Here is a 10,583-nt window from a genome sequence, read left to right as displayed (position 1 = left end):
CGTCTTCCATTGCCGCCGAAGGGAGTCCCCTTCGGCGGGGGAACCAAACTGGGGGTTCAATCCAATGCGCAAGCGTTTCTTTGGCGTGCTCGCGGCAGGTCTGGCCGGTCTGACACTGGCGGGCTCCGTCAGCCAGGCGGCCGCCGAGCAGTCGCCCGCCGCTGCTGAGGCCGGCTCGTCGTACACGGCGGTCGACCCGGTGCGGGTGCTCGACACCCGCGACAGCATGCCGGTCGGTCCGGGCGGCGGCGTCAGCGTCAACCTCGCGGACCGCGTGCCCGCCGGCACGACCGCGGTGGTCCTGAACGTGACGGCCGTGTCGCCGACCGTCGCCACGTTCATCACCGCGCACGACAGATGGGCGCCACGACCGGGGGTGTCGAACCTCAACGTGCGGACGATGGAGACCCGCTCGAACGAGGCGACGGTCGTCGTCGACGACGAGCGCCCGTGGGTGACGCTGTACAACCGCAACGGGAACGTCAACCTGGTGGCGGACCTGGTCGGCTACTACTCGACCGGTGCGGGCGCGTACTTCAACGCCGTGACCCCGCACCGGTTGTTCGACACGCGGGACCACGACACGCGGATCCCCGCTGGCGGCGTGATCAGCGCGCCGCTGGACGGCCGGATCCCCGCCGACGCGACGGCGGTCGCGGTGAACGTGACCGCGTACGCGCCGACGACGAACACGTTCCTCGCGGTGGACGGCGGCCGGTTCCCGTCGCTGGCCACGTCGGTGGTGAACGTCAGGCTGGGCTCGGTCGTCGCGAACAAGGCGATCGTCGGGATCGACGCCGATGACCGGTGGCTCAGCGTCCGCAACAACGCGGGCTCGGTGGACGCCTTCGTCGACCTCCTCGGCTACTACTCCGCCGACGGCGACGCGTTCCACCCGATCGACCCGGTCCGCGCCTTCGACTCCCGCGAGTCGACCTCGCTGACCCACCGCGGCACCCGTCGCGTCCCGCTGGGCACCGTCGTCCCGGCCGAGGCCGAGACGGTGTCGTTCAACCTGACCGGCATCGGCGACTACGGCACCTACACGCACCTGACCGCCCACCAGGCGGGGACGCCCCTCCCGGCGACGTCGACGCTGAACCTGTACTCGCTGCAGATCGCGTCGAACCAGGCGGTCGTGCCCCTGGGCGTCGACCGGGCGGTGGATGTGTACAACCACGTGAACTATCCGGACGCCATCGTCGACGTGTTCGGCTACTTCGCGCCGCGTGCGTGACCTGAGCAAGTCCTGACGGGGGCCGGCGACTCGCCGGTCCCCGTTCGCGTTGCCGGGGGCGGCGCGGATCGGGGTCGGTCAGCGCCAGCGGGCGGCGTCGGCGTACTCGCGCTCCAGGGTGGCGGCGTCGGCGAGGCGGATGGCGGTCGTGGCGGCGGTGATCACGCCGTTGATGGCGGGTTCGGGACGGCCGTCGACGGCGTGGCCGAAGCTGACGCGCAGCTGGTCGAGCACAGCCGCCAGCGGGCCGCCGGGTGCGGCGGCCGCGGCTGCCGCGAGCTGGTCGTGGATCGGGGCGAGTTCCGCGAACAGGCTCGCCAGCGCCTCGTTGACGTCCGCGAGGTCGCGGTCGCTGAGTAACAGCCTTCGTTGCGCGGTCTGCACCGCCTGCCGCAGCACCGGGGTTGGATCACGGCGCTGCGTGACATGTTTCGCTGTACTGGTCACGGAAGGTGATAGTACGCCGCACATGCAATTTGCAGAAGGCATCTGCACGTGCATCACTCGTACGGCGGCTGCACGTGCATCCGAGTTCTACTCCCCGTGGCAACTCACCTGATCGGGTGTCAGGCGACCTCGGTGGCTACCGGTCCGGGTTGCCGGAGTCGCGGGCGCGGCCGTGGGCGTCGTGGGGGAGGTCGGCGTAGTGCCACTGGTGGTCGCGGGTCAGCAGGCACGCGGCCGCCAGGTCACCCGACTCCAGCACCGCCAGCAGCTCCGCGTGTTCCTCCGCGACCTCGGGCAGCGCGGGCTCGACCGCCAGCAGGGTGACCGCCGTGCGGGCCTCGATCTGCAGCGCCTCCCACGCGCCCTTCAGCAGCTCGTTGCCCGCCGCGTCGATGACGTGCCGGTGGAACGACACGCTCGCCGAGCCGACCGCCTGCACGTCACCGCGGTCGGCGGCCTCGCGCATCGCGGTCACGTCGGCGTGCAGTGCCTCGAACGGGACCGTGCCCGCCGGTAGCGCCAGGCGGGTCGCCGCCTCCTCGAGCGCCGCGCGCACGACGTAGCTCTCCCGCAGCGTCTGCTGGATGAAGTGCCGCACGAACGTGCCCCTGCGCGGCCTCGTCTCGACCATGCCGATGGCCTCGAGCTCGCGGAGCGCCTCGCGGACGGGGGCCTGGCTCGTGCCGTAGTCCTCCGCGATCCGGGTCTCCACCAGGCGTTCGCCCGGCGCCAGCTCGCCCGACACGATGCGGCGCACGAGCGCGTCGCGGATCTGCCTGCCCAGTGTCGCCCGGGGGAGCGGCTTCGTGTCGGTCATGTGGTCTCGCCGGTCTCTCAGGGGGTCTTGACGGTCCTCACGCGGCAACCGTACCGTCTCACTCAGATTATCAATTATCGATAATCAGCGCGATGGGGAGGGTTTGTGCTGGCCAACATTCATCTGCCGGCCTCGGCGGCCGAGGCGGCGGGGCTGCTCGAGGGTGGGGGCTGGCTCCTCGGTGGCGGCACGCTCGTCATGCCGCGCGTCAACACCGGCGCCGTGCCGGTCGACACGCTGATCTCGCTGCGTGCCGCCGGGCTCGACGGAGTCCGGGTGGCCGACGGCCTGGCCGAGGTCGGTGCCGCGGTCACGCTCGCCCGGCTCGGGGAGCACGAGGAACTCGCCTTCCTGCGGCCCGTGGTGCGGTCCATCGCCTCGCCGCCCGTGCGCAACCTCGCCACCGTCGGCGGCAACCTCTTCGCCACGCAGCCGCACGGGGACCTCGCCGTGGCACTGCTCGCGCTCGGCGCCCGCGTCGACGTGCTCAGCACCGGCGGGGCCCGCACCATCGACGTCGGGGAGGCCGTGGCACACAACGAGGTGGTCACCACCGTCCACTTCGGTCTGCCGAAGGTCTGGCGGTACCGGAAGGCGATGCGGCGCAAGCACAACTCGGCGTCGATCGTGACCGTCGCCGCCGCGCTGGTCGTCACCGGCGGAGTTGTCGAACAGGCGACGATCGCACTCGGCGGGGTCGCCTCCACGCCGGTCCGCGCCAACGCGGCCGAGCAGGCACTCATCGGCCGCCCGCTGGACCTGGCCGCCGCCGAAGCCGCCGCGGCGGCCGCCCACGAGGGCACCGCGCCGTTCGACGACGCCTACGCCTCCGCCTGGTACCGCGCCCGCGTCCTGCCCGTCCACGTCCGCCGCGCACTGCTGGGGGAAGACTGATGGCCTCGAAGATCGTCACCCTCCGCGTCAACGACCGCGAGGAGGAGTTCCTCGCGCGCCCCGGCACCACGCTGCTCGGCGCGCTGCGCGACACACTCGGCCTCACCGCGGCGAAGCGCGGCTGTGCGCAGGGCGCCTGCGGCTCGTGCAACGTGCTGGTCGACGGGAAACCCGTCCCGTCCTGCCTCGTGCCGGTCGAGACCGTCGACGGCGCCGCGGTGGCCACCCTCGAAGGCGTCGCGCCGACCGGTGACCTCGACGAGGTGCAGGCCGCGTTCCTCGAGGACTTCGCGACGCAGTGCGGATTCTGCACCCCCGGCATGATCATGACCGCCGAGGCGCTGCTCGCCGAGAACCCCGACCCGACCCGTGCCGAGGTGGTCGAGGCGATCAGCGGCAACGTGTGCCGCTGCACGGGTTACGAACCGATCGTGAACGCGATCCTCGACGCGGCGAGCCGACGGAGGAGCGCATGAGCTACCGCCTCAGCCCCATCGACACCCAGTACTTCGCCCCGGACCACGAAGGCGACGACTTCACCGTCATCGGCTCCGTCGTCACCCGCTCGGACGCCCTCGGCCACGTCACCGGACGCACCGAGTTCTTCGAGGACGTCCGCCCCAGCGGCCTGCTGCACCTCAAGATGCACAGGTCGACCCGTCACCACGCCCGGCTCGCGGGTGTCGACTCGTCCGCCGCGCTCGCGGTGCCGGGCGTGGTGCGGGTCCTCACCGGCGCCGACATCCCGAACAACCTGTACACGCCGCTGAAGCTGATCAACGTCGAGCCAGACGACGAGCCGATCCTGGCCGTGGACAAGGTGCGCTACCTCGGTGAGCCGATCGTCGCGGTCGTCGCGGAGACCGAGGCCGCCGCGCTCGCGGGCGCCGCCGCCGTGCGGGTCGACTACGTGGACCTGCCGCCGGTGTTCGACGTGGAGGAGGCCCTCGCGGATGGCGCCCCGATCGTCAACGAGTACCACGGCAAGAACTACTTCACCTACGAAGGACACCACTGCCGCCGCGTGCGCCTCGGCGACGTGGACGCCGGGTTCGCCGAGGCCGACCACGTCTTCGAGTGGCGCTACCAGTCCTCACCGATCGAGCAGGCCCCGGTCGAGACCACCGGCTGCACGGTCGTGCCACAGCCGGACGGCCGCCTGCGCATCCACTCCGACACACAGGCGTGCTTCTTCACGCTCGACAACACCGCGCTGATCCTCGAGTCGGACTTCAACAAGCTGCGGATCGTGGGCGGCACCGTCGGCGGCGGGTTCGGCGGCAAGGTCGACGTCGTGGTCGAACCGGTCGCGTGCGTGGCCGCGATGGTGACCGGACGGCCGGTGAAGTTCGTCTACGGCCGCCACGAGGAGATGCAGGTGTCCTCACCCCGTGCCGCCGAACGGATCTACATCAAGGACGGTGTGCTGGCCGACGGCCGGATCGTCGCGCGCCAGGTGACCGCGTACATCGACGCGGGTGCCTACTCGCGCCACACCCCTTACGGCACAACGAAGGCGGCCGCGCACTTCCCCGGCCCGTACACGATCCCGAACGTGCGGATCGACTGCCACTGCGTGTACACCAACCGCACCCCGTCGAGCGCGATGCGCGGGTTCGGCGTCACCATCGGCGACTTCGCGCTGGAGTCCCAGATGGACCGGATCGCCCGCGAGCTGGGCATGGACCCCTTGCGGCTGAGGCTGAAGAACGCCTACCGCGACGGTGACATGAAGGCGCACCGCAAGCGTGCCGAGGGCACCGCGCTCATCGAGGTGATGCAGAAGGCGGCCGAGCTGGTCGGCCACGAGCTGCCCGACGAGTATCGCCGCATGTCGTCCCTGGAGGCGCGGTGACCAGGCTCCGTGGCCGCGGGTACGCGGCGGTCAACTACCCGACGGGCATGAACCTCGGCGGCGACCCGTCACAGGCGCTGATCCACGCCACGACCACCGGCACGTTCGTGGTCTCACTGTCCTCTGTGGACCTCGGGCAGGGCCTGAAGACCGTCGTCGCCCAGTGCGCGGCGGAGACCCTCGGTCTGCCGTTCACGAACATCCTCGTCGACACCGCCGACACCGACACCGGCCCGCACTGCATGGGCACGTTCGCGAGCCGTGGCACGCACCGCGTCGGCAACGCGGTGATCATGGCCGCGACCGAGGCCCGCGCGATCATGCTGGACGTGGCGGCCGAGGAGCTGGAGGTCGACGCGGCCGACCTGGAGACCGACGGCACCGGCTACATCCAGGTCAGGGGTGCCGAGGCCAAGCGCATCCACATCACCGACCTCGCGCTGGCGGCCCACTTCACGCACGGCCGCACGATCTCCGGGCGCGGCGTGTTCATGAAGGAGAAGAGCGAGGTCGTGCCGGAGACCGGCGAGATGGACCCGGACTCCTGCCAGGCGCACGCGTGCACGGTCGCCGAGGTCGAGGTGGACGACGAGACCGGTGTCGTCGAGGTGCTGCGGATGTACAGCGTCTACGAGATCGGCCGCGCGCTGCACCCGGCGATGGCGACGCAGCAGGTCGAGGGCGGCGCGTGGATGGGCATGTCGCACGCGTTGTTCGAGGCCACCGAGCCGTACTACCCCGTCCGCGACCACGGGCCCGCCGACTTCAGCGAGTACCTCATGCCCGCGGCCGGTGACATCCCGGAGCAGGTCAGTGTCCTGCTGGAACGGCCGGCGCCGACCGGCCCGTACGGTGCGAAGGGCATCGGTGAGATGACCGCCAACGCGCCCATCCCGGCCATCGCCAACGCGATCTTCGACGCGTGCGGCGTGCGCCTGGACCACATGCCGTTCACCCCGGAACGCGTCCTGCGCGCACTGGACTCCTTGCGTGGCCAGGATCTCAGCGCCCATGGATGAGGCGACACTCGCGGCGCGGCTGCGGGAGGAGCGGTACTTCGCCGACGACGGCCTGCTGACGGCCGTCTACCTGGCACTGACCCTCGGGCGGCCGCTGCTGCTCGAAGGCGAGCCCGGCGTGGGGAAGACCGAGATCGCGGCCGTGCTCGCCCGCGTCCTGGACCGCGAACTGGTGCGGCTCCAGTGCTACGAGGGCCTCGACGCGGGCCAGGCGCTGTACGAGTGGAACTACCCCCGGCAGCTGCTCGCGTTGCGCGGCGGGGTGGTGGATGACGTGTACGCGGAGGAGTTCCTGCTGGCGCGGCCGCTGCTGCGGTCGCTGCGGACGGCGTCCGTGCTGCTCGTGGACGAGGTCGACCGCGCGGACAGCGAGTTCGAGGCGTTCCTGCTGGAGTTCCTGGCCGACTTCCGCATCACGATCCCGGAGCTGGGCGCGGTCGAAGCGGTCGTGCCACCGGTCGTGGTGCTCACGTCGAACCGCACCCGCGAGCTGCACGACGCGCTCAAACGGCGCTGCCTCTACCACTGGATCCCGTTCCCGGAACCGGAACGCGAGCAGGCGATCGTGTGCGCGCACGTCCCGGCCATCGCGGAGGACGCCGCCGCGTCGCTGGTACGTGCGGTGTCCGGGGTCCGGCGCCTCGACCTGCTCAAACGGCCCGGCATCGCGGAGTCCGTCGAGTGGGCGCGCGGTGCCGTGACCCTCCTGTCCGACGGGAACCCGTGGCCCGTGGCGCTGCGCAGGGCGCTCGGGCTGCTGGTCAAGGACGAAGAGGACGTCGCGGTCGTCCACGAGCACCTCGACGAGCTGATCGCACCGTGAACGAGCGTGCGAGTGAACCATCGACACCGAACACCGCTCGCGAGTACGTGCGTGGCTTCCTGAGGGAGCTGCGCGAGCAGGGGCTGGCCGTGCCCGTGCCCAAGCAGCGGGACTTCCTGCGGGCGTTGGCGTCCGTGCCGCCGCGCGATCCAGGCCACCTGTACTGGATCGCGCACGCCACCCTCACGTCGTCGCCTGCCGACACCGACGTCTTCGACCCGGTGTTCGCGCGCTGGTTCGGCACGGGGCCGCTGCTCGTCCCCGAGGCCGAGGAGCCGGGCGAGGAGGACCGGGACGGCGGCACGGACGAGAGCACGCCACCCGGCCAGGCCACCAGGGAAGGCGACGGCACCACGGCCGGATGGTCCAGTGTGGACAGAGCGGCGCGGATCGCGGGCGACGACGTCGCCAGGGTGGCGAGGGTGCTGCCGAGGGCGGTCCCGACGATCCGGTCCCGCCGCCGGAGATCCGCGCGCCGCGGCGACCGACTCGACGTGCGGCGCGTGCACCGCGACGCGTGGCGGACCGGCGGCGAGGTCGCGCGGCTGCACTGGCGCAGGCATCCGAGGCGGCAGCGGCCGGTGCTGGTGCTGATCGACGTGTCGGGGTCGATGAAGCAGCACAGCGCCGCATACCTGCGGTTCGCGCACGCGGTCGTGACCACGTGCGACCGAGCCGAGGTGTTCACGTTCGGCACCCGGCTCACGCACGTCACCCCCGCCCTGCGGGCCAGGGACGCCGGTGCCGCGCTCGCCGGCGTGGTACGCGACGCCGACGGCGGCACCCGGATCGGCCCGTCGCTGCAGGCCTTCCTCGCCAACCCGCGCCACCTGCGGGCGGCACGTGGCGCGCTGGTGCTCGTGCTGTCCGACGGGCTGGAACGCGGTGACTGCGAGCCGTTCGTCCGCGCGGTCCGGCGGCTCGCGCTGCTCGGCCACCGGCTCGTCTGGTGGTCGCCGCTCGCCCGCGACCGTTCCTATCGGCCGGTCACCCGTGGCATGGCCGCCGTCCTGCCGCACCTCGACGTCCTCGCGGGCGTCGACGACCTCACATCCGCCTATCAGCAGCTTCTCAAGGGAGAGAACGCATGGACAGCGGAGCGATGGACATAGTCGACTCGCACCACCACGTCTGGCGCACGAGGGACATGCCGTGGCTGTCCGGCCCGATGGTGCCGCGGATCTTCGGCCCGTACGAGCCGATCAAACGCGACTACCTGATCGACGAGTACATCGCCGACGCGACCTCGGGCGGCATCACGCAGTCGGTGTACGTGCAGGCCAACTGGCCGCTCGACCAGGTGCTCGCCGAGGTCCGGTGGCTCGCGTCGCTGAACGAGGCGACCGGCTGGCCGACCGCCGTCGTCGGCAGCGCGGACCTGTTCAGCCCCGACGCCGTCGACGTGATGAAGGAGCAGGCGGCGCTGCCGGTCGTGCGCGGCACCCGGCTGCAGCTGCACTGGCACGAGCGGGAGGAGTTCCGGTTCGCGTCGGCGCCGGACCGCATGAAGGACCCCGTCCTGCGCCGCAACATCGCGTCGCTCGAGGAACTGGGCTGGGTGTTCGAGCTGCAGGTGTTCCCCGGTCAGATGGCCGCCGCCGCAGACCTGGTCGCCGCGATCCCGGACGTCACGTTCGTGCTGGTGCACGCCGGCATGCTGACCGACCGCGCGGAGGCGACCGTGCGGGAGTGGCGCGACGGCATGGCGCGGCTCGCGCAGTACCCGAACGTGGTCGTGAAGCTGACCGGCCAGGGCACGTTCACCCGGTCGCTGGACCGCGACTTCATCGCGTTCGTGGCGGCGGAGACGGTGGGCTGGTTCGGCCCGGACCGCGCCATGTTCGGCACGAACTTCCCGGTCGAGAAGCTGTGGACGTCGATGCCACCGCTGGTTCTCGCGTGGCGAGACGCGCTGGCCCACCTGCCCGCGGCCGACCAGGCCGCGATCTTCGCCGGCACCGCCCGGCGAATCTACGCACTACCGGAATGAGGATGGAAGTGGCTCTGTTCCTGCTGACCTACGGCTACGACGAGACCGACCTGCGTGCCCAGCGCCGTGACGACCACGTGGCGCACCTCAAGCAGCTGCACGCGGACGGCACGCTGGTGGCCGCCGGCCCGTACGAGGACGGCACGGGCGGCGCGATCCTGCTGAACGCGGCCGACCAGGCGGCGGCGGAGGCGCTGGTCGCGGCCGACCCGTACACCCAGCTCGACGTCACGAAGGACCGCTACCTGCGCCCGTGGAAGGTGACGGTGGGCGGAGTCTGACCCGCGCGCGAACCGGGTGGCGCGCGTGCTCGTAGTTAGGGGTGACCCGGCTACGAGAGGACGGTGGGCGCACTGGACACCGACGACGAACTGGTGCCACTGCACACCGGCTTCGACGTGGTGTGGCGTGGCTGTGATCGTGGCCAGGTGGCGGAGTACGTCGAACGCGTGGAAACCGAACTGCGGCTCCTGGAAGTGGACCGCGACGCGGCCACCCGGCGCGCGGACGCACTGGCGGAACGACTGGAAGCCGCCCGCGGCGAGATCGACGACCTCGGCCACCTGGTGACCGAAGCGGAAGCCCGCAGGCGCGAACTGGACGAACAGGCCGCGCGGCAACGCGAACAGATCCAGACGGACTTCGAACTGGCCATGAACGCCCGCCGCACGGAGACGATGCGGGAGCTGGCCGACGAGCGCGCGGCAGCCGAGGCGTCGGCGGCCCGGCTGGTCGAGGAGGCCCGGGAGGAGGCCGACCGGCTGGTGGCACAGGCCCGGGAGGAGGTGGCCCGGTTGTGCGCCCAGCGGGACCTGGTGATGGAAAGCCTCCGTGCGGCGAGTGCGGCTCTCGCCGAGGCGGGGCCGCTGCTGGAGCCGTCGCCGGAGGAGCACTCGGAGAACTGCGTAGCCGGACGACTCCCGTGCTGTGCGGCGTCCCCGACCGTGCCTGCCTTCTAACATGGCGCCATGCCACGGACTGACACGGGATCTCGGGTGATGGCCGCCCCACCGGAACGCGTGTACGCCGCCCTCGTCGATCCGGACGCGCTCACCGCGTGGCTGCCCCCCGAGGGGATGACCGGCGAGTTCGACCGGTTCGACGCGCGCCCGGGCGGCTCGTACCGGCTGGTCCTGACCTACGCGGACGCGTCGGGCGCACCGGGCAAGGCCACCCCCGGCTCGGACGTCGTCGAGGCGCGGTTCGTCGACCTCGTGCCCGGCGTGCGTGTGGTGCAGGCGGTCGACTTCGTCTCCGACGACCCCGCCTACGCCGGCACGATGACCATGACCTGGGAGGTCACCGCCGTCGGCACCGGCACACGCGTGGCGATCCGGGCCGACGACGTGCCCGACGGCATCTCGGCCGAGGACCACGCCGCCGGGCTGGCCTCTTCGCTGGCGAACCTCGCCGCGTATCTCGACAGGGGTGTCGACGACGTTTAGTCGTTCTTTCTGCACGGGGTGCTTTGTCCTCGCCGGGGCTTTGCCTCCGGCGGCTC

General features: G+C 71.5%; 13 protein-coding genes. 11 read left to right on the top strand and 2 right to left on the bottom strand.

Going from position 1 to position 10,583, the window contains the following annotated elements; genetic code table 11:
• Positions 1 to 64 precede the first annotated feature (64 nt).
• Positions 65 to 1,237: a hypothetical protein gene (locus FHR82_RS28480; RefSeq protein ID WP_184813641.1), complete on the top strand. Its 1,173-nt coding sequence runs from the start codon at positions 65 to 67 to the stop codon at positions 1,235 to 1,237.
• 78 nt (positions 1,238 to 1,315) lie between these two features.
• Here the strand turns inward: FHR82_RS28480 and FHR82_RS28475 are convergent, their stop codons facing one another.
• Positions 1,316 to 1,684: a hypothetical protein gene (locus FHR82_RS28475; RefSeq protein ID WP_184813640.1), complete on the bottom strand. Its 369-nt coding sequence runs from the start codon at positions 1,682 to 1,684 to the stop codon at positions 1,316 to 1,318.
• A gap of 136 nt (positions 1,685 to 1,820) precedes the next feature.
• Positions 1,821 to 2,501 carry a GntR family transcriptional regulator gene (locus FHR82_RS28470; protein ID WP_184813639.1) on the bottom strand — a complete coding sequence of 227 codons (681 nt, stop codon included), beginning with the start codon at positions 2,499 to 2,501 and terminating at the stop codon, positions 1,821 to 1,823.
• Positions 2,502 to 2,606: 105 nt separating this feature from the next.
• Here FHR82_RS28470 and FHR82_RS28465 point away from each other — a divergent pair, with 105 nt between their 5' ends.
• From FHR82_RS28465 to FHR82_RS28420, 10 genes are all read left to right on the top strand, one after another.
• Positions 2,607 to 3,395, top strand: a complete 789-nt coding sequence (locus FHR82_RS28465; RefSeq protein ID WP_184813638.1) for an FAD binding domain-containing protein — start codon at positions 2,607 to 2,609, stop codon at positions 3,393 to 3,395.
• Positions 3,395 to 3,871 (top strand): (2Fe-2S)-binding protein, encoded by a 477-nt coding sequence (locus FHR82_RS28460; protein ID WP_184813637.1) that lies wholly within the window; start codon positions 3,395 to 3,397, stop codon positions 3,869 to 3,871. Before FHR82_RS28465 ends, FHR82_RS28460 begins: the two co-directional genes overlap by 1 nt.
• Positions 3,868 to 5,250, top strand: coding sequence for a xanthine dehydrogenase family protein molybdopterin-binding subunit (locus FHR82_RS28455; protein ID WP_184813636.1), 1,383 nt, complete (start codon positions 3,868 to 3,870; stop codon positions 5,248 to 5,250). Before FHR82_RS28460 ends, FHR82_RS28455 begins: the two co-directional genes overlap by 4 nt.
• Positions 5,247 to 6,269 carry a xanthine dehydrogenase family protein molybdopterin-binding subunit gene (locus FHR82_RS28450; protein WP_184813635.1) on the top strand — a complete coding sequence of 341 codons (1,023 nt, stop codon included), beginning with the start codon at positions 5,247 to 5,249 and terminating at the stop codon, positions 6,267 to 6,269. Before FHR82_RS28455 ends, FHR82_RS28450 begins: the two co-directional genes overlap by 4 nt.
• Entirely contained in the window at positions 6,262 to 7,092 is an 831-nt protein-coding gene (locus tag FHR82_RS28445; protein WP_184813634.1) for an AAA family ATPase, read from the top strand. Before FHR82_RS28450 ends, FHR82_RS28445 begins: the two co-directional genes overlap by 8 nt.
• Positions 7,089 to 8,204 carry a vWA domain-containing protein gene (locus FHR82_RS28440; RefSeq protein ID WP_184813633.1) on the top strand — a complete coding sequence of 372 codons (1,116 nt, stop codon included), beginning with the start codon at positions 7,089 to 7,091 and terminating at the stop codon, positions 8,202 to 8,204. The genes FHR82_RS28445 and FHR82_RS28440 overlap by 4 nt, the downstream gene beginning before the upstream one ends.
• Entirely contained in the window at positions 8,180 to 9,082 is a 903-nt protein-coding gene (locus tag FHR82_RS28435; RefSeq protein WP_221464404.1) for an amidohydrolase family protein, read from the top strand. Before FHR82_RS28440 ends, FHR82_RS28435 begins: the two co-directional genes overlap by 25 nt.
• 2 nt (positions 9,083 to 9,084) lie before the next feature.
• Entirely contained in the window at positions 9,085 to 9,363 is a 279-nt protein-coding gene (locus FHR82_RS28430; protein WP_184813632.1) for a YciI family protein, read from the top strand.
• A gap of 63 nt (positions 9,364 to 9,426) precedes the next feature.
• Positions 9,427 to 10,041, top strand: a complete 615-nt coding sequence (locus tag FHR82_RS28425; RefSeq protein WP_184813631.1) for a hypothetical protein — start codon at positions 9,427 to 9,429, stop codon at positions 10,039 to 10,041.
• A gap of 9 nt (positions 10,042 to 10,050) precedes the next feature.
• Positions 10,051 to 10,527 (top strand): SRPBCC family protein, encoded by a 477-nt coding sequence (locus FHR82_RS28420; protein ID WP_184813630.1) that lies wholly within the window; start codon positions 10,051 to 10,053, stop codon positions 10,525 to 10,527.
• Positions 10,528 to 10,583 lie beyond the last annotated feature (56 nt).

The organism is Actinophytocola algeriensis, from assembly GCF_014203735.1.
Classification (GTDB): domain Bacteria; phylum Actinomycetota; class Actinomycetes; order Mycobacteriales; family Pseudonocardiaceae; genus Actinophytocola; species Actinophytocola algeriensis.
The sequence above is the reverse complement of the archived record's forward strand: the minus strand, read 5'-3'. Positions and strand labels throughout refer to the sequence as shown.

What these genes read in the sequence shown, in the direction of transcription:
- FHR82_RS28420 (WP_184813630.1), top strand. Translation starts at nt 10,051, where the DNA reads ATGCCACGGACTGACACGGGATCTCGGGTGATGGCCGCCCCACCGGAA.
- FHR82_RS28480 (WP_184813641.1), top strand. Translation starts at nt 65, where the DNA reads ATGCGCAAGCGTTTCTTTGGCGTGCTCGCGGCAGGTCTGGCCGGTCTG.
- FHR82_RS28460 (WP_184813637.1), top strand. Translation starts at nt 3,395, where the DNA reads ATGGCCTCGAAGATCGTCACCCTCCGCGTCAACGACCGCGAGGAGGAG.
- FHR82_RS28435 (WP_221464404.1), top strand. Translation starts at nt 8,180, where the DNA reads ATGGACAGCGGAGCGATGGACATAGTCGACTCGCACCACCACGTCTGG.
- FHR82_RS28430 (WP_184813632.1), top strand. Translation starts at nt 9,085, where the DNA reads ATGGAAGTGGCTCTGTTCCTGCTGACCTACGGCTACGACGAGACCGAC.
- FHR82_RS28470 (WP_184813639.1), bottom strand. Translation starts at nt 2,501, where the DNA reads ATGACCGACACGAAGCCGCTCCCCCGGGCGACACTGGGCAGGCAGATC.
- FHR82_RS28445 (WP_184813634.1), top strand. Translation starts at nt 6,262, where the DNA reads ATGGATGAGGCGACACTCGCGGCGCGGCTGCGGGAGGAGCGGTACTTC.
- FHR82_RS28455 (WP_184813636.1), top strand. Translation starts at nt 3,868, where the DNA reads ATGAGCTACCGCCTCAGCCCCATCGACACCCAGTACTTCGCCCCGGAC.